The organism is Pseudoalteromonas sp. BSi20495 (genome assembly GCF_000241185.1).
In the GTDB taxonomy this organism is placed as follows: domain Bacteria; phylum Pseudomonadota; class Gammaproteobacteria; order Enterobacterales; family Alteromonadaceae; genus Pseudoalteromonas; species Pseudoalteromonas fuliginea.
The window spans coordinates 77,687-102,417 of sequence record NZ_BADY01000041.1; the positions used below are offsets into that span (position 1 = coordinate 77,687).

The following is a 24,731-nucleotide window of genomic DNA, read 5'->3' on the forward strand; positions in this document are numbered from 1 at the left end:
ACAAAAAAGGGACGCACATGCTAAAAGGAAGAGTAAGGGTAAGTTGGTTAATGGCGGGTTTTAGCCTATTTTTAATCAGTTTACTTACCTACGTTTATTATACTTACCAAACAACACGCGCAGATATAATGCACTCTGTTGATACGCGCTTACTTAACGCAGCCACCAGTGTTAAGCATATACTCGGCGATACGTACCTAAATAAAGTTAATCAGGGAAAAACGATTAGTTTTTCTGATTATCAAAAAAAGAGTAAGCAACTTTCTGACTTTGCCCAAGCACTCAACATTGCTTATGTATACGCGATGGTACTTCAAGATAACAAAGTCTACTTTAGTGCATCGAGTTATACAAAAGAAGACCAAAGCAATGGCAAAGTAACCCAGTTTTTAGATCTTTACCCTGAAGCCACTAAGGCGAACATTAGTGCTTTTTATTCGACAGAGCCTGTATTTGAAATATCAGCAGATCAATGGGGACATTTTAAAACTATTTTTATCCCTTATGTTGATAACACTAATGGTAAAACCTACATAACAGGTGCTGATATCACCATTTATGATTTAAACCAAAAACTTAAAGAAAGTGTATCAAAAGCGGCCGCTATGGCGAGCTTCTTTTTCTTCATCGCAATACTTGTTGCAACTATTTATATTTACTTACTCAAACGATCTTTAGCAACAGACTCCAGTACGGGCTTTGCAAACCATATAGCGCTTGAATACTTCCTAAAGCAAAGTAATGCGCACCATATGCAATTAGCTGTTATTTGGATTAACGAAATTGAAGACATAAATAGCTTTTATGGCACTGAGGTGGGCGATAAAGTAATGAAGAACTTGCTCATGCATTTTAAAAGTCGCTGCTCTGCTCGTTGTCATATTTATCGCTTAGCGACCAATAAACTGGTATTACTTGCACCAAAAGAAATTCCGTACGATGAGTTTAACGACTTAATCGAAACCTACAACTTTAATACCCCACTATTAACCGACCCGTTTATTTATATTACGTTGTGTGCCGGTATAGCCAGCGGTAACAAATCTTTGTTATTAGAAAATGCCCATATTGCGGCACTGCAAGCCAAACAAGGTCGCCATACCGTTGTTAATTACTCAAAAGCACTTCACGATGTAAAAGTGCAATATCAATACAATGTAGAAATGGCTAAAGAGGTTCGTGAAGCATTTGATAACAACCGTATTGTCCCTTACTTTCAACCTATTATTGATATAAACACTAAACGCGTAGTGCAGTATGAATGTTTAGCGCGCATGGTTACAGCAAGTGGTGAAATACTCAAGCCAGAGGCTTTTTTAAATGTAGTTACCCGTTCAAGAATGGATGGCTTGTTAACTCGTACTATATTCTCACAATGTATTAGCCGCTTTAGAAAAACAGATATTTGCTGGAGCTTAAATATAACCGCGCAAGATATGCTTGATCCTAGTTTGAGCGAATTTATAGCCGACGAATTAAAACGTTATCCACACCCGAGTAACATCACCTTAGAATTATTAGAAACACAAGCTATAGCTAATTTTTCAGAGGTAAAAGCATTCATAGGAATGGTTAAAACAAAGGGTGTAAAAGTAATCATTGATGATTTTGGCAGTGGTTATTCAAATATTTCTAACGTACTAAAACTTGAAGTCGATGGTATTAAGCTAGATGGGGCCTTAATAAAACAAATTGTTAACGATAAAGATATCTATTTGTTTATTGAACACATAGCAAGCTTTGCAAACCAACTTGGCTTACAACTCACAGCCGGTTCAGTAGAAAATGCAACCATAGTGACCGCACTGAAAAAAGCGAATGTGACGCTGATGCAAGGTATTTATTTTGCTCCCCCAGCGCCACATGTTAATTCTCAAAGTAATGAAGAATTAATGAGCTAAATTGGTCATCACATTAGGTTAAATTAATAATGAGTCGGTGGCTTTGCTGGCCACTGGCCCAATATTTGCGTTCAAAAGGCGTAATTGCATCGTCTGACTCATAAAGCGTTACATCGCAAGGGTTACCTGTTAATTCAAGTGCCCTAGCAAACTCCTTAACGTAAATATCCCAATTGCTGCGCACTTCTAATTGACCACCTAACTTAACAATAAATGGAAAAATAGCCGCGCCATGCCAGCGTCTACGAATATGCTTAGACTTAGGCCATGGATTTGGATACAACAAGTAATGGTGCGTAGGTTGCCAATTAGCAGCAACCGCTAAACGCCAAAAATCATTTAAATCAGCTTGAACTAAAATATATTGCCCGCTGTCGGTTTGCTTGTACTCAACATCGTGCTTATCTAATCTGTGTGATGACTTATCAATACCAATGACAAGTGCATCAGGATGGCGCTTAGCTAAGTTAGCTGAGCTTTCACCCACGCCACAGCACGAGTCTAAAATAAGCGGGCCATTAAAGGCCTGTACTTTAGCGTTTACTTCATCAAATGCGGCCTGAGTATGCGCTGCAATCGGTTTTTTAAACTCAGCCTCTAAGTGCGTATTTACTATTTCATCAAGCTTTTCGTGAATACCCGCTTGATTAGATACAATACTACGTGAATTTGCATCACTCATTAGTGTCTTAGCCCCACACCTTTTTTAATTAATGTAAGCGCTAATGTAAATAACGCTGTTATAAATACTAAAATAACCCCAAGCGCCACGCTTAAATCGACATCCGACACGCCTAAAAAGCCATAACGAAATGCGTTAACCATGTAAATTATAGGATTGATTTGTGATACATTTTGCCAAAATTCAGGCAATAACGATATAGAATAAAACACCCCTCCTAAGTAGGTTAATGGCGTTAGTATGAAGGTGGGGATAATGCTTATATCGTCAAAGCTATTTGCATAAATTGCATTAATTAAACCACCTAAAGCAAATACAGCCGAGGTTAAAATAACGGTCGCCATAATTACAAAAATATTATGAATTTGAATATCAACAAATAACAACGACACACAGGTAACTATAAAGCCCACCATAATACCGCGCGTCATACCACCGCCCATATAGCCAAGTACGATAATGTAGTTAGGCACAGGTGCAACTAAAAGCTCTTCAATACTTTTTTGGAATTTTGTTGAGTAAAAACTAGAGGCTACGTTGGAATAGGAATTAGTAATAACCGACATCATTATAAGACCAGGTACAATAAACTCCATGTAGCTAAAGCCACCCATATCGCCAATCCGTGAACCAATCAAGTTACCAAAAATAACAAAATATAAGCTCATCGTAATTGCCGGTGGCACTAGGGTTTGCACCCAAATACGTAAAAAACGAATGCACTCTTTAATCCATAAACTCTTTAAGGCTACGCCATATTTAAACATTTATTCGCTCCGCCCTTGCTCTAATAATCCTACAAATAACTCTTCTAGTCTGTTTGCTTTATTTCGCATACTCAAAACAGTATTACCTTGAGTTGTTAATGCACTAAATACCGCATTTAACCCCTGAGATTTAGCGACTTCAACTTCAACAGTGTGATCGTCCGTCATGGTAAATTTATAGCCTTCAAGCGTGACAGGGTTTGCAGGCATTTTTAAATCTAAAATAAAGGTTTCTTTATCAAGCTTTGCAAGCAACGCTTTAATTGTGGTGTTTTCAACAATTCGGCCATTATCGATTATGGCGATGTTTTTACACAGTAACTCAGCTTCTTCAAGGTAGTGTGTGGTTAAAATAATCGTTACGCCTTGCTCATTTATTTGGCGTAAAAAATCCCACATTGAACGGCGAAGTTCTATGTCTACACCTGCTGTTGGTTCATCAAGTATAAGCAGTTTTGGCTCGTGCATAAGTGCGCGGGCAATCATTAAACGGCGTTTCATACCGCCTGAAAGCGTACGCGCTTGTTTGTCTTTTTTCTCAAGTAAGCCAAGCTGCGCTAGGTATTTATCGGCGCGCTTGTGGGCTTCGCCGCGTGGTACTCCATAATAACCGGCTTGGTTAACCAGTATTTGGCTAAGCGTTTCAAACTGGCTAAAATTAAACTCTTGCGGCACGAGTCCTAAATGCGCTTTTGCAGCTTCTAAATCAGTATCAATATCACAACCGAATACCTCTACTTTGCCTTTTGTTTTATTAACAAGTGACGAAATAACACCAATAGTAGTTGATTTACCTGCTCCGTTTGGACCAAGTAAAGCGAAAAAATCGCCCTCTTCAACTTGTAAATCAACGCCCTTTACAGCTTCGACACCATTTTTATAAACCTTGGTTAGGCCTTCAATATTTAAAGCAATATTTTGCTTATTCATTATTTACCCTCACCATAACCCCAACGCTTTGTTAGGTTATGTTCAATGTTTAAATGATCTAAAATTCTCGCCACCATAAAATCAACTAAGTCTTCAATACTTTGTGGTTTATGATAAAAACCAGGCGCTGCTGGCATAATTGTCACCCCTAAACGAGATAACTTAAGCATGTTTTCTAAATGAATTTCGTTGAATGGTGTTTCGCGAGGCACTAAAATGAGCTGTCCGCGTTCTTTAATTACCACATCAGCGGCGCGTTCTAATAAATTATCTGACGCCCCCACTGCAATTGCAGAAACCGATCCGGCACTACACGGACATACCACCATTTTTTTAGGTGCAGCTGAGCCCGAAGCCACAGGGCTAAACCAGTTATCTTTACCGTATACTTTTAGCTGCTCAGGTTTGGCATTAAACAGCGTACTTAACTGCTCAGTGGCTTTATCTTCATTACCAGAGAGCTTGATGTTTGATTCTGTATCAAGCACCACTCGCGCAGCACTTGAGATAAGTACGTAAACTTGAAATTGCTGCTCAAGCAATACTTCAAGTAACCTAAGCCCATAAGGCGCACCCGATGCACCACTAAAAGCGAGCGTAATTCTATCTTTAAATTGCACGTTATTCTCCGCTGTATTTAGCAGCTAAACCATTAACAAGGTGTTGATGAAGGCCATTAAAACCGCCATTGCTCATAATTAAAATGTGTTGATTAGGCTCAATATTTTCAAGCACTGCATCAATAATTGTTTGTGTACTGTTAAAGCACTGCATACCCGCTTTATCTGCTTGTTCTTTTAGCGACCAATTTAGATTCTCTGGTTCAAAAAGTAGTACCTCGTCAGCATCACGCAGTGAATCTAATAATGTATGTTGGTGTACGCCCATTTTCATGGTGTTTGAGCGCGGCTCTAAAATAGCGATAATTTTTTCATCGCCTACTTTTGCGCGCAAGCCCGCAAGCGTTGTTTTAATTGCCGTTGGGTGATGCGCAAAGTCGTCATACACTTTAATATTATTTATATCAGCCTTAAGCTCCATACGCCTTTTAGGGCTAATAAATTCTCCTAACGCATCAATACTATGATCAATGGCTATACCCACATGGCGCGCAGCAGCTATAGCCATTATCGCATTTTTAACATTATGCTCGCCTATTGCTTGCCAGCGAACAACTCCCTGCTTTTCGCCATTAAGTAATACATTAAACTCACTACCATCGGCTTTTATTAGCTCATAATTCCAATCAACACCGAGCGTTTCGCTTTCGCTCCAAAGCCCTTGTGCTATTACGTCATTAAGCGCTACGTCTTGCTTTGGCCAAATTACCTTGCCGCTTTGGGGTAATGTACGCATTAAGTGATGAAATTGTTTTTTTATTGCGTTTAAATCTTCAAAAATATCAGCATGATCAAATTCAAGGTTATTTAAAATAAGCGTACGTGGGAGGTAATGCACAAACTTACTGCGCTTATCAAAAAAAGCAGTGTCGTATTCATCGGCTTCAATAACAAAAAATGGCGTTTCGCCCACTTTCGCTGATATACCAAAGTTTTGTACTATGCCGCCAATTAAAAACCCAGGCTTTAAGCCAGCGTATTCTAATACCCATGCCAACATACTCGCTGTGGTTGTTTTTCCATGGGTCCCTGCTACAGCAAGCACCCATGAGTTTTGCAATAAATTATGTTTAAGCCATTCAGGACCTGAAGTATAAGGCAGACCTTTATCAAGGACATATTCAACACACGGGTTACCACGGCTCATTGCATTACCAATAACCACCATATCAGGCTTTGGATCTAATTGAGATACGTCATAGCCTTGGGTTAATTCAATACCAAGATCTTCAAGTTGCGTACTCATTGGCGGGTAAACGTTTTGATCAGAGCCGGTTACTTTATGACCCAACGATTTAGCTATGGCTGCAATACCACCCATAAACGTGCCACAAATGCCCAAAATATGTATATGCATATACTTTCCTTAAATCGCGTGACCACTTTACAGTAATGTAAAGTTTAATGGCGCTATAATGCCAAAATTAGTGCTGAGTTACCATTGCGAGTAAGCATTTCACTCATGCCAAAAAACAACACTTTAATAACAAAAAAGCCTTCTTAAGTTAGAAGGCTTTTTTGTTCGTCGGTGGTTAACTACATTGTCAAAAATACAATCAAGCCAACACCTAGTAATAAGCGGTATATTACAAACGGCAGCATACCCATTCGCTCTATCACTTTCAAAAACATAAATATACATGCATAAGCTGATAGGAACGATAACCCCACACCTAGTAATAACGTGTTCCAATCTACAACATGATCGCCTAGCGCAAGCTCTACTGTGTAATATAGCCCCATCATAGAAATAATAGGAATTGCCAGTAAAAACGAAAAACGCGCTGCGCTTTGCTTATTCATTCCAAGCATTAAACCAGCAGTCATGGTAATACCTGAGCGAGAAGTTCCCGGGATCATTGCAACAGCTTGTGCAAAACCGATGAGAAGCGCTGTTTTCCAATTAAGTTGGTAAATAGTTTTAATTTGCTTACCTTTTGCATCGGCGTACCAAAGGAGTAAACCAAATACAATGGTCGTTGTGGCAATAACCCATGCACTGCGTAAATACAATTCAACTAAGTCTTTTAGCAGTAAGCCTAAAATAGCCGCTGGAACAGTGCCTAAAATAATCCACCAGCCTAACTTACTATCATCTGTAGTACCTTGTGCGCCAAATGATTTAAACCACCCAGTAAGTATATCGGCCACCTCTTTACGAAAATAAATAACGACCGCAATTAAAGTCCCAACGTGAACAGCGACATCAAATGCAAGTCCCTGATCTTCCCAGCCTAAAACTTGCGATGGTAGAATTAAATGCGCTGAACTCGATATAGGTAGAAACTCAGTAAACCCCTGAATGAGGGCTAAAATAATTATTTCAATAATACTCATGGGTTAGAAAACTCCACCTTCCATAATTTTTGTTGAGGGTTATTATACGCACTCCATAACTGGGCAATTGTTTGTTTAGCTACAGGGTGATAAAAATCAGGAGCAACCTCGCTCAGAGGCTGTAATACAAATGCATTTTTAGTTATTTCGTCACGGGGCAGTTGTGCAGGGCTTTGGCAAATTACATCGTCGTAAAACAGTAAATCTAAATCCAGTGTCCGAGGGCTAAATTTTTTGTCACTGGCAGTACGGCCATTATCACGTTCTATTTGCTTTAATAGAGCGCATACATCAGCCAATGCCATGCTTGTTGTCGCTGCAACCACCGAGTTATAAAAATTATTACCAGCAAACCCCACCGCTTCACTCTCAAAAACAGACGAGTGAATAATTTTTTAAAGTGGCGCTCAAGTGCGATTAATGCAGATTGCATGTAATGTACTTTATTTATATTTGACCCAAGGCTGATATAAATCTGCGCCATTTACTTACTTACCTTAGCGCGTGTAATTTCAACACCTACAGTTTGCGCTTGCGCCACTGCTGCGGGTTTACTTACTTTAATTGTTACTTGTGGAGTATTAAATTCAGTCAAAATAATTTGCGCTAATTGTTCTACTAATGTTTCGAGTAATTCAACTGGTTTAGCAGTGCAGTGCTCAATAACTCGCTCACTTACTTTTGAGTAATCAAGTGCTAAATTAATATCGTCATTCGCAGCTGCGGGTTTAATATCACTCAGCATTTCAATATCAAAATAAAGGCTCTGTTTACTTTCTTTTTCAAAGTCGTACACTCCAATAATGGTGTCGACGTGCAATTGAGATATAAATACCTTGTCCATTGATACTCCAAATAACCAAAACGACTGAACTTGTTATATAAAGCATCAAAAAAATTAATGCTGTATATGCTTTAATCAGTGTTTAAATATGTAAAAAATCCTTCTACAATAACAAAATAGCTAAGTTAGCTAGTAATGAAAGAAGCATAATAATTTTTACGATAAATTTTGCCGCCAATAATAGCCCAAAAGCAATACCAATTGCATTAAATGTGGTTGGTATAACAATAAAAAAGTAAGGAAGCGTGTGTTAGCCATTTTGATATTTGTTTTAGCTTATTTACTCGGGTCAATTTCATCGGCCATATTGGTGTCACGACTATTCTCCCTTCCAGATCCTCGAAGCCATGGTTCTAACAACCCTGGCGCAACTAATGTTTATAGATTGGGAGGTGCATTACCTGCTTGCTTAGTGTTAATTTTTGATATTTTAAAAGGGACGATTCCGGTCTGGGGCGCTTATTTTTTAAAGTTTGAGCCATTTGAGTTAGGTTTGATTGCAGTTGCTGCGTGTTTAGGACATATGTATCCACTGTTTTTTAGTTTCAGAGGCGGTAAAGCAGTCGCTACAGCATTTGGGTCATTGTTACCTATTGGTTTATCGCTGGCGGGTTTACTTATTTTTACGTGGTTAGTTATTATTGCAGTTACACGTTATTCATCACTTGCAGCATTGGTTACTGTCTCTTTAGCACCTTTGTATACTTGGCTAATAAAACCACTTTATACATTACCAGTCGCTTTTATTACGATCTTAATTATTTTTCGTCATCGCACTAATATTATTAGATTATTTAGTGGCGATGAACCAAAAGTGGGCACTAAAAAAACACCCACAGATGAAAATTAAAACATTTAATATATCGAGTATCAAATAGCTTCCAAGCTATCTATTGGCCAACGCGGTTTTGTTTTCATATCAAGCGTGGCAAATTGCCCTGCTTTTAAACGCTGCATACCCGCATAAGCAATCATTGCTCCATTGTCGGTACAAAACTCAGTACGAGGATAAAAAACCTCGCCTTTCATGCCCTTCATAACGCGCTCAAGCTGTAAACGAAGCTGTGTGTTTGCACTTACTCCGCCTGCAATGACTAAACGTTTAATACCGGTTTGTTTAAGTGCTCGCTTACATTTAATAACAAGCGTATCAATAACTGCAGTTTGAAATGCATGCGCTATATCGGCTTTAGTTTGTTCGTCATCATCATTTTCACGAATAGTGATTGATGCAGCTGTTTTTAAACCACTAAAACTAAAATCAAGGCCTGGTTTATCAGTCATCGGACGAGGAAATACAAAGCGTTTAGCAACACCTTGTTCAGCCATTTTAGCTAAGCGCGGACCACCGGGGTAATCAAGACCAAGCAACTTAGCCGTTTTATCAAAAGCCTCACCTGCAGCATCATCAACCGACTCACCTAGTACTTCGTATTGTCCAATACCTGCTACTTTAACCATCATGGTATGACCGCCAGATACTAATAAAGCAATAAACGGAAACTCAGGGATATTTTCCTCAAGCATAGGGGCAAGTAAATGCCCTTCCATGTGATGAACCGCTACCGCAGGAATATCCCACCCGTATGCTAGAGAGCGGCCAATGGAGGTACCTACAAGTAGTGCGCCAACCAAGCCAGGTCCTGCAGTATAAGCAATACCATCTAAATCTTCGGGGCCACAACCAGCTTGCGCAAAAGCAGCATCTATAAGCGGTAGCGTTTTACGAACATGATCGCGTGATGCAAGCTCCGGCACTACACCGCCATAATCAGCGTGTACTTTTACTTGGCTATATAATTGATGAGCTAACAAGCCTTTTTCATCATCGTATATTGCTATACCCGTTTCATCACACGACGATTCAATGCCTAAAATTCGCACAGTATTTCTCCAGCCTTTTTAAATTATTACTAAACTATTTTTATAACGAAAGACCAATATTTGTTTGGCCATCTTCAAGGGCAAACTTTTTAAGTGCCTTTACGCTATCGGAGGTAATACGCCCCATATTCTCTACAAAATCAATTAGCTCACCCAATACTTCAATCTCGTATTGCATTAATGGATGCTCTCTAACGGCGGTATTATCTGCGATTTCACCTTCAACTGTCATTTGGTATTCAATAAAACGCGCAACGGTCGCTTGCGATATTTTGCTTACACTAATGAACTCTTGCTCGTCTTGCGCCATTAAACCGTGCATTAAGCTAAGTAACGACGTTGCTGCATCAATAGCTGGATACGTACCAAACATATCAAAATCAGCAAGTTCAGGAACATTTGGCTCTATTTTTTCAACTTGTTTCTCGAGATCTATTTTACTTTTAGGTAGTAATATTTTTTCCCAACAAACATTAAGCGAATTTCGTAATAAGGTTTCGTCACCAAACCCTGTTGCTTCGCTAAATAAACCGTAATTTGGCAGCATTCGCTCAATTAAAGCACTCGCTAAAACGGCTTTTTGTAAATAGTTTAGCTCTCTAATACGCTGAAAATTATTTGCTTTAGTCATTCTTTAATGTCTCACATGACCAACAAAAATCAAATGTTGATCCATTATGCTCATTACAGTTAGGGCATACCCAATCTGGAGCGGATTGTTTTACTTGTTGATAGTTTACCAATATTTGTCGCGCATGGCGCTCTTTTATCGCATAAACCTGCACGCTAGCTTGGGTTTGATCAAATGGGATTTCTCCCATTGCGCCTTGCAACATCTCTCCTTTAATTTGGCATTCAATACCACTTGTTTGTATTAAACCTTTAAGAATATTAGCTTCAAGGGTATTTTCGGCATTATAAATTGTTACCCATTGAAAAGAGCCTACCGTTTCGTTTGTATTATTAGTATTTTGCAATTTCCACCTCGTTTATTTTATGTATACAATATCTTGCGTTACGCTGTACAAATTAAAGCTAGTAATACCACTTAAGGATACATTATGACACTCACCACTCCAGGTTTACTTTTTCCTGCAATATCATTGTTATTACTTGCCTACACAAACCGATTTTTAGTATTAGCACAATTAATTCGGGAACTAAATGCACGAGAAGGAGAGTCAATTCGTCCCGTTGTCGTCGCGCAAATAACAAACTTGAGAAAGCGTATTAAGCTAATTAGAACTATGCAAGTATATGGTGTGGCATCATTTTTATTATGCACTTTATCCATGTTTGCACTATTTATTGAATTTAATACAGCGGGCATTATTTTATTTGGTGTTAGCTTAACTTGCTTAAGTTTATCGTTATTAACCTCTTTATTTGAAATCCACATATCATGTGATGCTATTGAAATAGAACTCCAAAGCATAGAAAACAAACCATTAAGCAACCGTGTTAATCGTAACTTTGTTAAATAAAAAGCTGATATGTGTCAATGTTCATTCAACTATTCGTAAATTGTGCTTAATCAATACCCTATTATGTGGCATACTTTTTTCTTAATTTAGAATGTTCGTCTTTACTAGAATATATAAAAAATTGATTACAAAGTCTTTTTTATGATTTACTTATCCCTAAAAAGGATACTAGGTAAGTAATAAATCATGAGTTTTAAGGCTAAAGGATAATACTTTTTAACAATTTACCTCTTTGATAAATATTAAAAGGGGGATATCCTGACCAAAATTTGTCATAAATTTGCAAACGCATTTAGATATTAAATTTTACTATTTTGTTTAGCTAAAAATTAATATAATTGATGTTCGCGGCATCCGCGACTTACTTATAAAAAGGGACTATAAAGTGAGATTTGAACAATTAGAACAATTTGTAGCACTCGGCATACTACGCCATTTCAGACAAGCAGCAGAACAAACCCAAATCAGCACCTCCGCACTTACGCGAAGTATTCAAACACTTGAGGATGAAATGGGATACGAACTAGTTAAACGTTCAACTCGTTCTGTAAAGCTAACTCAGCAAGGTGAGCTATTCCTTGATTACGCAAAAAACACTTTATCTGAGCTAGAGCTTACTAAAAAGCTTATTTTTCAATCCGTAAGTGGAAAAACAGGTGAGAAATTAATTATTGGTTACACCAATAAAGCAAGTAATGTTGTACCTATTTCTTGCGGGCAATTTTTAGCACAGTACCCACATGTAAAAATAGAAATGCAACTGCAAGAAGAACACGAACTGAGCCGAAAGCTTCAACTAGGTGAAATTGATATTAGCGTATATTCACAAGCGATTAATAGTATTGGCAGTGATATACATTTACCAGATCAACTCATTTTATTCGTATCTAAAAATCACCCATTAGCTCAAAAAAATGACATTAGTAAGCACGACCTTGATAGCTACCCGATGTATGGTTGCTTTTCGCAATCAAAACAAGTTCAAACAATGCTAAATGAAGCAATTGACTCTTTAAATAAGTCATCAAGCATTAAAGTGGGTAGTATTGAACAGGTCATAGCTGGTTTAGAAAAGTCAGACCACTTTGCTATTGCTAGCATAGAGCATACGAATGCTGTAGCAGAGCACTCTGAGTTAATTCAGCTAAAAACAAATAAGAGTTTAAGCCACGAACAGTTAGTCGTACAAACAAACAAACAGACAGCTGTTAATGAACATATAGATCAACTGTTATCTCTCATTAAAAAAGCCGCAACGACAATCAACTAACCTCGTTTTGTCTTGAGATAAGTGCGACACAAAGTGATAGCTTTTAACTTCTTTTGAGCTACACTGTCGCACCTTCAAAAAATGACCCACTTGAATGATTAACTTTTCAGCCGACGATACTTATTTAAATGATATCGAAGAGCTTGGCTACACTGTTATACCTAATGCTATAAATGAAGAGCTTATTATTGATTTAATGGCTGACTGTTATCGTATAAATCCTCAATTTAGCCTCGCTGGTATTGGCCGTTTAAATAATTTGCAAATTGACGATACTATCCGCAAAGATAAGACCTTTTGGTTTGATGGTACCTCACAAGCGCAATTAACTTATCAAGCGACTATGGAAAGTATTCGTACAACGCTTAACCGTACTTTTTTCATGGGCTTATTTGACTATGAATGTCACTATGCAAAATATACTGAAGGTGATTTTTATAAAAAACACGTTGATGCTTTTAAAGGCCGCTCAAACAGAGTTTTTACCAGTGTGCTTTACCTAAATACTCCTGCGCAAGGTGGTGAACTCGTTGTCTACAAAACCAAAAGCAAAGAAATTGAAATAATAATAAAACCTCAAGCCGGTACATTGGTTTTATTTGAAAGTGAGCGTTTTGTACATGAGGTATTGCCAGCCATAGATAATCGTTATTCAATTGCTGGGTGGTTTAGAAAAAACGCATCTATCAGCGGCATTATTGATCCGCCTCGCTAAAGATGACTCAAACTAAATAGCCATTGGATACGAAAACAATAAACCTATAAAAATAGCTAATCCAACATAGTGATTATTTAAAAATGCTTTAAAACATGCCCCGCGCTCACGTTTGTGGATAAGTGTTTGCTGATAAAACAACAAACCAGCAGCGACACTTAATCCAACTCCAAATGCAGTTGATAGTTCATTAATAAAACCTATAAAAGCCACTATAACTACAAAGGTCATATTAAGGAAAAAAATGATGTGACGATCGTATTCACCAAACAAAATAGCCGTCGATTTAACGCCTATTTTTAAATCATCATCTCTGTCTACCATTGCATACATTGTGTCGTAGGCTACCGTCCAGCAAATATTAGCAATAAATAATAACCAAGCCTGTAAAGGAAGTGCATTTATCGAAGCCATATAAGCCATCGGTATTGCCCAGCCAAATGCTGCCCCGAGTACAACTTGAGGTAACTGTGTGTAGCGCTTCATAAACGGATAACAAAAGGCTAATGCCAACGCCCCAAAAGAAAGTAAAATAGTATTAAAACTGAGTATCAACACTAAAAAAAATGCTATGACTATTAATAGTAAAAACAAACTAAGTGCTTCACCACTGCTAACCAGCCCCGAAGCCAATGGACGCTGGGCGGTCCGCTTTACTGAGCCATCTATCTCTCTATCAGCAAAATCATTTATTACGCAACCTGCACTTCGCATAACAATAACGCCAAGCGTAAATACAACAAAGTTGACTAAGCTAGGCATTCCATCATTAGCAAGCCATAAAGCCCAATAGGTCGGCCAAAGTAACAATAGTGTACCAATTGGTTTATCTACACGCATAAGTTGTATGTAGTAAGGGAGATGCTGTGACTTTAAGGTTGCTAGCTTCATGAGTAAAGGTACGCTCCAGGTAAAAACACTTCACAGACCAAAAAATTGTAATCTTTAAGCGAAAATACGCTACGTCGGCCTAATAACTTTTGTATTGGTAAGTTTAGTTGTGATGCTAATTGCTGTATCGGATGCTCTGTATCAAAACGAGCGACTTCTATCTCTTTGCGCACGAGCTCTGGATTTTGAAAAATAACATCGCCTAATGGGCGATCCCCCATATTATGCAGAGGGTTTTTTGGTTGATTTGATAATTGATTATCTGGCAGCCAGCTTTGTGCATATACCATGGGAATATTATCGCACAATAAAAGTACTTCTCGGTTTAATGCCGTTGAGGCTTCGCAGCCAAGTAATGCTTTTTGCTCAAGTGTTAAATCAAAAATTTTTTCACTGAGCACTTTTACGCTAAATACTTGCGCCCTGCTTTTTAATTTAACTGTTAAGGAATGTGGCTCAAAAAGCCACTCACGTTCAGAGGATGATAAATCACTTACTTGTGATGTGCATTGCCAATTGACTAATAACGAAATAGGGAAAGTAATCACGATAACTCTATTAAATAAAATCCAACGCGATAATAACATTGCCAAAGCATTTGAAAAAGTGATCATTCATTATCGTAAATAACGAGGGCGTGTTGACCTTGCAAGATGGAAAATGGTTCGACTTAGGGAGGATTTAATCGCAGCGCGAGATAATAAGCGAAACAATTCGTTCAAAATATCTTTTTTAGTCCATAAGTTAAACCGCCTCCATATGGCACTCCATGCACCAAAGTAAGAAGTCAGATCTCGCCATGGAATATCTGTGCACAAATTATAATGCTTTCAAGCGTTTTTCTATGATCAAACTGATTATAAATTAGACCACTTAAGCACATTACTTTTGATAAGATATCCATGACGCCTGTGAACATTAATCTTGGTATTAAGATTAGGTGTATCGTTTTCTAGCGAGTTCAATTATGCCTTTCTTTCATGCTATTTATTTTCATACCTCAAAGTTCAGCGCGCTCTAGTATAAATAGCTCGACTCAATAGGGTGTATTAACCGAATTTACTGCCAACTCACACGTAAATCTAGTGCTTCCCCTATACTCGAAGAACAAGGACCAAAAACGGCATAGTCGCCAATAATTCTCATAAATTTAGCCTGACGGCTCCTTGGCAGCGTTGATAAATCGAGTATAGTATTAAGGCCATAAGGTTGCCCCTCTTCGACAAATTCATCTACGACAAGCTCATTAACCTCATCGCCATAAATTCCATTATCGTTGAGGTCAATCCAGACTTTCCATGAGGTAGATCGCTCTGTTACTTCAGTATCTCCTTGAATATTAATGATAGTATTGCTGGGATCTATTAGCTCTATAGGCATTTGGGTATAGTCCCATGCTGTTGAACTATAATTAATGTTGTTATCACCAATTAAAACATGAGTGATGTGCTTATCGACGCGAGCTGAGTTTATTGAACAATACTCATCTGTTACCTGAATAAGCCGTTCAAAGGTATCCTGATCATCGGATTGATCAGTTACTGTCAACTTAACTGGGTAGCTTCCAGATTCTGCGAAGATATGCTCGGGGCTTGCTTCTGTTGAAGTTTGGCCGTCTCCAAAATCCCATAACCATTGAACTACTTGACTCGTTGAGCGGCTATCATCGGTAAACTGAGTGCGTAATTTAATTTTCTCTGCATTAAAATAGCTAAGCACGCCTTGGTCAAAAAGTTTTATTTTTACCACCTTAAAAGCTTCAACAACATCTTCTTCAGATAAGCCAGCTACACCTGCTTGCTGTTTAATACATTCAGCAGCTTCAGTTAGTGTGGTCAACGCACTCCAACAGACCTTCGCTGAATTTAAATACACTTTATAGGTAGGCTCTATTCCCCATTGATTTGATAGTAAATAAAATGGGTAGGTGATCATACCAATGCGTAAATAGAAATTATCACCAGCCTCTTCATAATCAAGAAAGCTATCAATTGCACCATTTTCAGTTTTTATCTGATCGAGATGACGAATAAAGCCGCCATTCTCTTGGCCGTGAATCCAATTATCTGAATGTCCCGTAAACTCGTATTTTGCCATTACACCTGAGATATCGCCAAAGGCTTCATGCAAGGTACGAGCATCAGTACTAATTTCATGATCGAATCGATTTAAATCAGATATTCTATTTAAAACTCCATGGCCTACTTCGTGCGCAATGATGTCAAGTGAAGCCATAGAGTAAAATAATGGATACGCATCACCAAAGTTGGCATATGCGCCATCCCAAAAGGCGCTTTGTTCATATTGTTGACCATAGTGGACACGGATTCTAATTTTGTCCTCCAGTGGCGGCTCCCCTAGGTATTTAACAAAGCTATTGTAAACTAGTGTGCCGTAAAACATGGCGTCATTTAGCGTTGAATACGTCCAAACTCCAGTCTCATCAGAAATCATATCTTCGGAATGTGTTGGCTGCGTACCACATAAAAAGGAATAAGGAGGGAAGGCATTCTCATTAATATCGTTAGGGAGTTCGTTACGATTATAACTCTCCCCAACTTCATCCTTAGTATTATTCATATGCGTAATACTAACTAAACCATTATCAAAAATACATAATCCACCTTGCTCTTCTGTGCGTTGAATTGAAATTTTCTTGCGACCAACGCCATAATCCCAAGTGTGAACTTTATTTCCACCAGGCCCCGATAATTCAGCATTACCGATGAAATCATGAAAGGGAATAAGGGTACCTTTCGTGGCCTGTCCAATGGTGTTTACCGGCAAAAGAAGTAACGCATTGGTATTTTCAGGTATACTTGTATCCTCTGGAATATTAAGATCGTAAACCGATTTTTTCATAGTTTTTAACCAAGCATCACCCTGTTTATTTCCTTGCTCATCTACCCAATAAGCCCATACAGACTCAACTCTAGCGGGGTCACTATCAATAACTTCAGGCGCGACAATAGTTACGCTGCCAGATAGTTTGCCAATAGAACTATCTTGATCACGAAAAAACGCATGTAATATTTGATTTGTTGGTACTTCAGTAACAGAGTTTAGCGGTTCTTCAATTGGCGGTAGTTTTATCTCAGGAGAGCCAGAGCTGCCGCCCCCACACGAAACGAGGAATAAAGTAATAAATATAGAGGTGAATTGTTTAAATCGAATAAGATTTAATTGGATGAGATTTGTCGGCAATAAAAGTGATTTAAAAAAAGTCATTGGCTATCCTTAGTCGATGGGCATATAAAAAGACATTATAAATCAATGAAATATGAGTTGACTTTAGCTTTTTATCATTAAGTTTACACTCTAGAACAAATACGCTATTTTTTCAATTTATTAGGCTAAATTATAGACTGTAGTGTGTAAGTAACTTGAGGTTTCAATTAGCCTGTTTTTCATCCAAAGTTCAGGTTAAATAACCCCATTAGTTAAAGAGCAATCTAACTAATGTGGCTAGACAACGGGTTAAGACCGTGCAGTATCGCAGATATTCTTCCAAATATTTGTTCAACTAGTCAACGTTCGCTATCGCAGATTCAATACGGCTTTCGCAAAGAGTTGTTCCGGGCAAAATTGCACAATACTCGCCAGCTTGCTCAAGTCCGATACGTTGAGTATTACGTGCAGTAATACGCGCTGCTAGTTGCTCGATTTCAAGCGGCTCTTCAGATACCGCTTTAAACGCACTCAACCTCTCTATCTCGTCATAAACTAAATCTTGATAGCTTCTGAGCCTTGCGGACAGCGCAATATAGCGCTCAGATATTGCAGCTTGACCAGCATAGGCTAAGTCATAATGGCCAGAATCCTCGTAACTTTCGACTTCATACTTTAAAATATTTAAATGTTCGTCTTTAAGATCATCAACATAGTCACCACCATCAAATAAATAGCTAAACAAATTATCGGCATGCGTTATACAAGGAGTTAGATTATCGGTTTTACAATGCATAGTGCCATTTTTACTTAGCCCTGCTAGTTCTGCCGTCATACCACCATCGGTGTTCACCTGAATAGTATATACAGCATCTTTGGTAGCTTCTTGAAATACTTTAGTTTTAGTAAAAGTCTTACTAAAAAAAAGAAACTTCACTTTGATTTTAGTCTGAAACCATTCGTATTTAGCGCGATCTTTAAAATGGAGTTTGGCTGTTACATAGATACGCGAGCCGAGTTTGATATTGTGGATAAAGCTGTCACCACAGCGGCTTCTTACTTGATTTGGATCTGTATTTAGTAGCCCTTGAATAGCCATTTTAGTCGTTCTATTTTCAAAGTTATAACTTCCTTTTTCATAGGTTAATTCTACTGCCGAGGCGGCAGAATTTCTATTTTTTGTTACTTTCCTGCGCATGGAAAATTTGGCTGAACCTCCAAAAATAACCAAGTTGATACCAGCCTTTACGCTGCCTGTGATGGTATTGATCATGGTATCTGAGTCAAAGTCGCCACGATAAGCCAAATCGCCCATACTACCGCCTTGAAATTGCCACTGACCATCGAGGCATGGTTCAAGCGGTATGCCTAATTCCTGCTCAAACCCGTGTCCAAGCTGTTCTTGTTCGGTATTTAAAGAGTAATAGGTATGTCCATTTGCGTAAAAGCTTAACAGGCCACAGAGCACTATTAATATGGTTATTAAGTGCATACATAAATTCCTGTAAATGGTTTGCAGAGGCAAAGGGCGAGGAAGCAATAACTCAATATTCGATTGTTTATTACTTACCACGTCCCAATTTTACTAATTGAATCTTAGCATTTTTTATTACTCGCTAATTTTCAAAAGCAGCTCCATAGGTTGGAAGGGCTGATTTACATGGTAGCCATGCCATCACACCCACAGCGGGGTCATTAGCATCAACGAATGATGGTGCCCAACCTAATTGTCTAAACCCAAGCGATACATGGTTTTCTTCAATACCAAAGTTCGCGGTTGCCTCTCGAGCATTTTCGCATTTGAAATATTGGCTCATGTTATCCGCTGGTATATTCAGATCAGCAAGCGTGTAGCTTTGTATGCAGCCGACACCGCTACCACCACAGGTGTTGAGGTAATCATTCCATGCATCTGAACATGCTGCCCCGTAAGGGTTATCGCGACAAACTCGGGCATATTGCTCATAAATCCAAGCGTTATTGTAAGCGGCTTCCTGCACACTTTCTGCTTTTTGACGCTGTACATCAGTCATCCAGCTAGCGTATTGTGCAAGCACACCACGAGCACGGTGCTCATGATTAACCGACTTTTTGAATTGATCTTCAAGCCATAAAGTACGGTAGGTAGTTTCAAAGCGAATATCTTTATTACCGGAGTCTAAGCGACGTAAATCCTGTGAACTGATCTCGTAAGGAGTTGCTTTGTAACGCACAACATTATAATCAGAGAGTGCATTAAACTGATTGCCAAAGTCGTTCTTCGCATAGTTCACCGCTTGCTCAAATAAGGTAAAGCAAGGCTCATAGTTATCAAGTGAACAAGTGATAATATTGTTAGGAATTATACTTAGCAGCTGCTTAGGATCCCCCCCTTTTTGCAATGCTCTGACGGTGATACGCACACTTTTCTTAAGATCTTCGTCAATATAATTAAGCTTACCATCGACGCTAATACCAATATTTCCTGCGCCATAGCTAACGCCTAAATAACCGCCAATTTCACTTTTGTGCTGCTCACTTAAGTACTCAATTTTCATGTTAATAAGTAACTGAGCACCGTATTCAATCTCACTAATAAAGGCATCACCAGCCATGCTCATTAGTTTACTTTGATACTCATTTGCTAGCGTATTACCTGAAGGTGTCAATGTATAACCAATATTGGCATCTGTTGGCATAAGAACACGTTTTTTGGGTGTCAACGATGCTTGGAAGGTATAAGTATTCGAAAACTCAGTAGAGGACATTTCCTTGGCTAAATGACCACCCGCTTTAATACGAATAACAGGAAAGCCAACATCTACATCAACATTACCATTTAGCTGACGAAGAACTGCGTCGTAGCTGCCATTATTTACTAATTCAAATTGCACACGAGTATTACCAAGGGTTTCAATAGTTTCACCTGCGACAGTTTGAACATTCAAAAAGCGTTTTTGATCGCTGTTATAGGCTGTACCCAACACAATGTGATCGTTCACCAATCCAGGTATTTCACTTTGGAAGGTATTCACATTGAGTGCTTTTTGCATTAGCTGTGCTTCATTCACAAAATTTGAATCTGCGAATGCGAAAGGTGTAGTGCAGGCAATAAGTGCCGCGATAGTCTGTTTGTATAAGTTCATGTTGCCACCTATTACTTCACGTAAAGGAGGTAATCTTCTACCTCTCCGGAGTCTACTTCTTTACATGCATCATTGCTGCCACCCAAGTAATCCATGGTAACGCGCATTTTCGTCATGCCCTTTTTTGCACCTGTTGGTGGGGTAATTTCGACCTGAGTTGCTTGCTCAGAAACACCAGCAAACAAGGTTTCTTTTGTATCATTGAAATCACCGTCTTGGTTCCAATCAATAAACACATGCCAAGTTTCAGGGTATGCTTCTGCACTACTAAATCCCGGGGTTAATGTTAACTGGTAGCTTTTATCTGCATATATTTTCGCGGTATCGCCAACATAGTTACTGTAAAAGGTGTTGCTGCTGGTGTTATCAATATTGGAAAATTTCACCGATTGGATGAATTCGTAGGTTCGCTCACGAGACTTTGTCGTACAGTAGTTTGGCATTGTAGGGGTGACCATAACAGCACTGATCCGATAGTCAGACGGGATCTGAAAACAAGAGGTAGTTGGTAATTTACCCGCAAACCAGTTCTTAGGATTCGCATTATCTTCGTCACCAAAGGTGAGGTATTTAGCATCTCCCCTAAGGGTATTATTTTCGTATAGCATCACTTTTTTAAGATCCGCTATTTTCTCGTCGTTTGGAATGGGGGTTGTGGGGTCGAAAATATTATCAGAGACCTCAACCAATAATCCTGAATAGCACTTTTCCAACCATTGAAAGCGACCTAACGCTTGCTGTGGTGTGAGTAAATCTCGAGATTCAAATAAAGTCGTATTCGCTTGTACTGATGGCACTATTATGGCAGCAAACGAGGTAATTAATGTGCTGGTTAGCATGACTTTTAACATAGTCTTATTCCTTATAATTCTAGCCATTTACGGTCATATTGATGAACGCGGCCACGAGTCTGTAGCTCTCTATCACGGCAATAATTACCTATTGGATTACGCTTACAAAAATCAACGGCGTCCGCCAAAATAAAAGAGTTAAAGAGTGAATTATCGCGAATGGTTTCTAATGCAGTTCGATGTGAGTTATTCAACTCACTGGCGTAGTAATTGAGTACGTTATCCGCACGACGATTATCGAGAATTGCCTGCACCCAATCATCACTCATGTTTTTGAGCGCCAATTTAGTCAAGATGCTTTTAGCTGGGTACACATCATCAGGTACTAAAGGAGATAGACTTGGCCCTGAATCGGTGTAACTTTGTGTCAATACTCTACCGACGTTATATTTATCCAAGGTATCAAACTGAGCAACGTAGTTGGTTTTGATGTAATTGATGCTGTTTTTAAAAACATCAAAGCATGGTGTCGGGTTTTCCATCGTACAGTTGACGAGTTGATTTGGGATCACCTTCAAAAGCTCTATCGGGTCGCCACCAAACTGTAATGCTGAAACCGTAATTTTGATATTACGTTTCACGTCTTCGTCTACTTTTTGCAATTTACCACTGACATTGACTTTACCAGCCCAATCGACACCAAGCTGTCCCCCCCATTTTACTTTGTCTTCGTCATTTTTATATTGGAACTTGAGGTTGATCATCACTTGAGATCCATATTCAATCGCTGACACGAACTCATTACCAATATTATTGAATTTGTCTCCTGGATTAGCATTGGCCAAATCAAGCGCGGCTTGTGTAGGTTTAAACCCTGTTTGAGGATCTGCAACTAACAGCCGTTTTTTTGGCTTTAAGGAGAGAAATAGTGTGTAAGTACCGGTGTAGTTATCTGCAGTATTTTGTTTTGCGTAGCTTGCGCCAACCCCCACTTTTATTACGGGAACATCAAGGGCCGCTCCTAAGTTACCATCAAGCATACTCGATAGTTGGCTATAACTCATGTCAACACCGACAACAAAATCCATTTCAGTATTACCATAGGTTTCATCTACTTGACCAAGTACACTTTGCAGTGCATAAAAACCTTCTTTTTCACTGTGGTAAGCGGTACCTAGCGTGACTGAATCTAAGTCAGAGTTACTTGCTTGAGTAGCAAAGTTAAAATTGCCTATTTGCTCAGCTGCGGTTGAAAAACTACAGGCAAAAAAAACCGCTACCCCCATGGCACGTGCCAATGGAGAATATGTAAATTTCATATTTAATTCCTTACAGAGAAGTATGGCCTTTCGAATAGAAAGGCCTAGTGGCCTGATTAATCCAAACTGTTGATATAGTCAGTTTTCCACTTTTCAGGAAGGCGTTGAAGAATCTCTTCTTCTGACATGCGAATATTCTGATCTTTGTAGTTCAATTCGTCTTGAGTAGCCAAATCCCCTACCGCCATGCCGTTTGCAAACATTGCAAAATTACGAGACTCAGCGAATTTCGAATTTTCTGTAGGCGCCAGTTTCAAATTGTAGATTTTGTCTTTGTACTTCTCTTTTGTCACATTAGTAACAAGCACAGAACCTGTTTCCGTAAGAATACGATCACCTATTTGCAGTTCTTTCGCCCAAATAAGACCTTTATTAGAGGTAGAAATTGGGTGGGTTTCAGTTGTTAAGATATCAGAGCCATCAGCGCCTTTTATGCGATACATCTTAATCGCTTCAATTCCTACTGACACATCAATAACTTGCATAGGTTCTTTAACTTGAGTATTCGAAGCTAGTGCACCTAACACCAAATCGCCTTTCGCAATATCTTCAATAGCGCGTTGCTTGCCATCGGCCATAGTGATCATTGTGCCGGTTGCTAAACAACTGTAACCAAGCTTCATCATAGGCAACACTTCACTATAAAAGTTACCAAAACGCGCTGATGTCTCTGACGTTAACGATACTTGGAATGCATTCGCGCCACCACGTCCCTTTTTAAAGTACGGATAACCTTTAACAGCAAATGTCATATACCAGTTTGCTTGGGCGATATTCGAGAAAAGTTTGGCATTGCCAAAACGACCTTCTGAACGCGGGATGTTCCAGCGGATGATCGACTCTTGGTTTGCACTATCAACTTCAAATTCTAAATAGTCAGAAAATTGTTTAACTGCATTTTCGAGTCCTTTGTAGCTTTGCTTTGTCGCGCCACCATAGATACCTTCTTGTAAATAAATATTTGTTGGCTCATCTATACCGTTTGGTAAATCACCTATAGTTGGATAAATATCAGTGATCTCGTGAGGAATGCGTAATTCACCGTTGAATGGGATGTTTACATCCGTAATCTCGTTAGGATCTCCAATTTGATCTGCTGCGTAGTCACAGTCTGCATGACTACGGTTTAGACAGATTTTAATAACAGCATCATTGTTTTTATCGATAGGTGCAGTTGCATTGTATTTTGGACGTGTGTCCAATGATGAACTGATCCCAACGTTAAGTGCAGATACCGGAGCGTCGCCCTTTGCAGCTGGTGAAGCTGAGCCATAAAGTGCTTCAAAATGCTCCCATGAGAAGGGGTATTCAGTATACTTCATCGTTGTACTGATGGTGCCATCTTCTTGCTCAAGTTCCACATATGAACTGGCATAAATGGTATCTAAATTTGGGAAGTTTGCCTTCAATGATTTCAGTGAAATAGTCGAAGTTGCAAGCGTGTCTTTGCCATACAACACATTAAATGTAGAGCCCAAAGGAGCAAGCTGATTGCCGTTTGCATCTTCTAATAATAAGTCGATGTAAGTCGCTTTTGTACCGCCAAAACGTGAGCTTTTTGCACGTACAATAATATATGGCTCGTTTGTATCTGATGAAATGGCTAAGTTCATATCCAAGAAGAAATGCGCTTCTTTGATGATATCGACTTCAGCTTCACTAACCGGTGGCAATTCAGACGTTGTCATGTTCATTTTTGCTGATAAATGCTGTCCTTTAGCTACATCTAGCGTTTTATGTAGTTGCGGATAATCACTCTCAATACGATTTGCTTTTATCAATCGTGACTTTGCCAATTGATAGTGCTGTGGATTTGACATATCTAGCTTGCGGATCCCAAATTGATCCGGCTGTGTTACCGCTGTGCCCTTCGTTGCTGCAGGCCCAGACTTCTGTTTTGACGCGGTGGTAACTTGTTGTTCATTAATATAGTTGCTAGCAGCTACCGCGTTACTGATTGCTAAAGCGATTGCAAGCGGCATGAGCACCTTTTTATTTAGTTT

Annotated in this window: 24 protein-coding genes and 1 pseudogene; 5 read left to right on the forward strand and 20 right to left on the reverse strand. The window is 39.0% G+C overall.

Going from position 1 to position 24,731, the window contains the following annotated elements; translation table 11 throughout:
• Positions 1-17 precede the first annotated feature (17 nt).
• Entirely contained in the window at positions 18-1,901 is a 1,884-nt protein-coding gene (locus P20495_RS14360) for a GGDEF domain-containing protein (protein WP_033015345.1), read from the forward strand.
• Positions 1,902-1,914: 13 nt separating this feature from the next.
• On the opposite strand, the gene P20495_RS14355 is transcribed toward P20495_RS14360, so the two are convergent.
• From P20495_RS14355 to folB, 8 genes and pseudogenes are all read right to left on the reverse strand, one after another.
• Complete coding sequence (locus P20495_RS14355) at positions 1,915-2,583, reverse strand: tRNA (guanosine(46)-N(7))-methyltransferase TrmB (protein ID WP_008134874.1); 669 nt, start codon at positions 2,581-2,583, stop codon at positions 1,915-1,917.
• Positions 2,583-3,350: an ABC transporter permease gene (locus tag P20495_RS14350; RefSeq protein WP_007377852.1), complete on the reverse strand. Its 768-nt coding sequence runs from the start codon at positions 3,348-3,350 to the stop codon at positions 2,583-2,585. Before P20495_RS14350 ends, P20495_RS14355 begins: the two co-directional genes overlap by 1 nt.
• Entirely contained in the window at positions 3,351-4,280 is a 930-nt protein-coding gene (locus tag P20495_RS14345; RefSeq protein ID WP_008134875.1) for an ABC transporter ATP-binding protein, read from the reverse strand.
• Positions 4,280-4,900, reverse strand: coding sequence for a flavin prenyltransferase UbiX (locus tag P20495_RS14340; protein ID WP_002961027.1), 621 nt, complete (start codon positions 4,898-4,900; stop codon positions 4,280-4,282). The genes P20495_RS14345 and P20495_RS14340 overlap by 1 nt, the downstream gene beginning before the upstream one ends.
• Before the next feature lies 1 nt (position 4,901).
• The gene (gene mpl / locus P20495_RS14335) at positions 4,902-6,257 is read right to left on the reverse strand and encodes a UDP-N-acetylmuramate:L-alanyl-gamma-D-glutamyl-meso-diaminopimelate ligase (RefSeq protein ID WP_008134879.1); all 1,356 of its coding nucleotides are present in this window, start codon (positions 6,255-6,257) and stop codon (positions 4,902-4,904) included.
• A gap of 179 nt (positions 6,258-6,436) precedes the next feature.
• A complete protein-coding gene (locus P20495_RS14330) occupies positions 6,437-7,237 on the reverse strand; it encodes an undecaprenyl-diphosphate phosphatase (RefSeq protein ID WP_007377856.1) in 801 nt (266 codons plus the stop codon).
• Positions 7,234-7,721, reverse strand: a pseudogene (folK, locus tag P20495_RS20325) (2-amino-4-hydroxy-6-hydroxymethyldihydropteridine diphosphokinase). The gene P20495_RS14330 and the pseudogene folK overlap by 4 nt, the downstream one beginning before the upstream one ends.
• On the reverse strand, positions 7,722-8,081 hold the full coding sequence (folB, locus tag P20495_RS14325) for a dihydroneopterin aldolase (protein ID WP_008134884.1): 360 nt from the start codon (positions 8,079-8,081) through the stop codon (positions 7,722-7,724). It lies immediately after the preceding pseudogene.
• A 247-nt stretch (positions 8,082-8,328) separates the two neighbouring features.
• Here folB and plsY point away from each other — a divergent pair, with 247 nt between their 5' ends.
• Complete coding sequence (gene plsY / locus P20495_RS14320) at positions 8,329-8,931, forward strand: glycerol-3-phosphate 1-O-acyltransferase PlsY (RefSeq protein ID WP_008134886.1); 603 nt, start codon at positions 8,329-8,331, stop codon at positions 8,929-8,931.
• Positions 8,932-8,951: 20 nt separating this feature from the next.
• Here the strand turns inward: plsY and tsaD are convergent, their stop codons facing one another.
• The 3 genes from tsaD to P20495_RS14305 are packed head-to-tail and all read right to left on the reverse strand — an operon-like array spanning position 8,952 to position 10,942.
• A complete protein-coding gene (gene tsaD, locus P20495_RS14315) occupies positions 8,952-9,965 on the reverse strand; it encodes a tRNA (adenosine(37)-N6)-threonylcarbamoyltransferase complex transferase subunit TsaD (protein ID WP_007377860.1) in 1,014 nt (337 codons plus the stop codon).
• A gap of 40 nt (positions 9,966-10,005) precedes the next feature.
• A complete protein-coding gene (locus P20495_RS14310) occupies positions 10,006-10,596 on the reverse strand; it encodes a YjaG family protein (protein WP_008134889.1) in 591 nt (196 codons plus the stop codon).
• Positions 10,589-10,942 (reverse strand): DUF2007 domain-containing protein, encoded by a 354-nt coding sequence (locus P20495_RS14305; RefSeq protein WP_008134890.1) that lies wholly within the window; start codon positions 10,940-10,942, stop codon positions 10,589-10,591. The genes P20495_RS14310 and P20495_RS14305 overlap by 8 nt, the downstream gene beginning before the upstream one ends.
• A gap of 84 nt (positions 10,943-11,026) precedes the next feature.
• Here P20495_RS14305 and P20495_RS14300 point away from each other — a divergent pair, with 84 nt between their 5' ends.
• The 3 genes from P20495_RS14300 (at position 11,027) to P20495_RS14290 (ending at position 13,434) form a co-directional block, all read left to right on the forward strand.
• Positions 11,027-11,449 carry a DUF2721 domain-containing protein gene (locus tag P20495_RS14300; RefSeq protein WP_007377863.1) on the forward strand — a complete coding sequence of 141 codons (423 nt, stop codon included), beginning with the start codon at positions 11,027-11,029 and terminating at the stop codon, positions 11,447-11,449.
• 385 nt (positions 11,450-11,834) lie between these two features.
• Positions 11,835-12,719, forward strand: coding sequence for a LysR family transcriptional regulator (locus P20495_RS14295; protein WP_007377864.1), 885 nt, complete (start codon positions 11,835-11,837; stop codon positions 12,717-12,719).
• 94 nt (positions 12,720-12,813) lie between these two features.
• Positions 12,814-13,434 carry a 2OG-Fe(II) oxygenase gene (locus tag P20495_RS14290; RefSeq protein ID WP_007377865.1) on the forward strand — a complete coding sequence of 207 codons (621 nt, stop codon included), beginning with the start codon at positions 12,814-12,816 and terminating at the stop codon, positions 13,432-13,434.
• Positions 13,435-13,446: 12 nt separating this feature from the next.
• Here P20495_RS14290 and ubiA read toward each other — a convergent pair whose 3' ends face one another.
• The 9 genes from ubiA to P20495_RS14250 all read right to left on the reverse strand — a co-directional run bounded on the left by ubiA (position 13,447) and on the right by P20495_RS14250 (position 24,710).
• On the reverse strand, positions 13,447-14,325 hold the full coding sequence (gene ubiA / locus P20495_RS14285) for a 4-hydroxybenzoate octaprenyltransferase (RefSeq protein ID WP_008134895.1): 879 nt from the start codon (positions 14,323-14,325) through the stop codon (positions 13,447-13,449).
• A complete protein-coding gene (locus P20495_RS14280) occupies positions 14,322-14,873 on the reverse strand; it encodes a chorismate lyase (protein WP_008134897.1) in 552 nt (183 codons plus the stop codon). The genes ubiA and P20495_RS14280 overlap by 4 nt, the downstream gene beginning before the upstream one ends.
• 69 nt (positions 14,874-14,942) lie before the next feature.
• Entirely contained in the window at positions 14,943-15,143 is a 201-nt protein-coding gene (locus P20495_RS22770; protein WP_083829645.1) for a transposase, read from the reverse strand.
• A 241-nt stretch (positions 15,144-15,384) separates the two neighbouring features.
• Complete coding sequence (locus P20495_RS14275) at positions 15,385-17,553, reverse strand: PKD domain-containing protein (protein ID WP_008134904.1); 2,169 nt, start codon at positions 17,551-17,553, stop codon at positions 15,385-15,387.
• A gap of 295 nt (positions 17,554-17,848) precedes the next feature.
• Entirely contained in the window at positions 17,849-18,985 is a 1,137-nt protein-coding gene (locus P20495_RS14270) for a hypothetical protein (protein ID WP_008134906.1), read from the reverse strand.
• A gap of 124 nt (positions 18,986-19,109) precedes the next feature.
• Complete coding sequence (locus P20495_RS14265; protein ID WP_008134907.1) at positions 19,110-20,618, reverse strand: hypothetical protein; 1,509 nt, start codon at positions 20,616-20,618, stop codon at positions 19,110-19,112.
• A gap of 11 nt (positions 20,619-20,629) precedes the next feature.
• Positions 20,630-21,457: a GEVED domain-containing protein gene (locus P20495_RS14260; RefSeq protein WP_242401465.1), complete on the reverse strand. Its 828-nt coding sequence runs from the start codon at positions 21,455-21,457 to the stop codon at positions 20,630-20,632.
• 23 nt (positions 21,458-21,480) lie between these two features.
• Positions 21,481-22,728 carry a hypothetical protein gene (locus tag P20495_RS14255; protein WP_008134912.1) on the reverse strand — a complete coding sequence of 416 codons (1,248 nt, stop codon included), beginning with the start codon at positions 22,726-22,728 and terminating at the stop codon, positions 21,481-21,483.
• A gap of 56 nt (positions 22,729-22,784) precedes the next feature.
• Positions 22,785-24,710 (reverse strand): Hint domain-containing protein, encoded by a 1,926-nt coding sequence (locus tag P20495_RS14250; RefSeq protein ID WP_242401466.1) that lies wholly within the window; start codon positions 24,708-24,710, stop codon positions 22,785-22,787.
• Between the last annotated feature and the right edge of the window lie 21 nt (positions 24,711-24,731).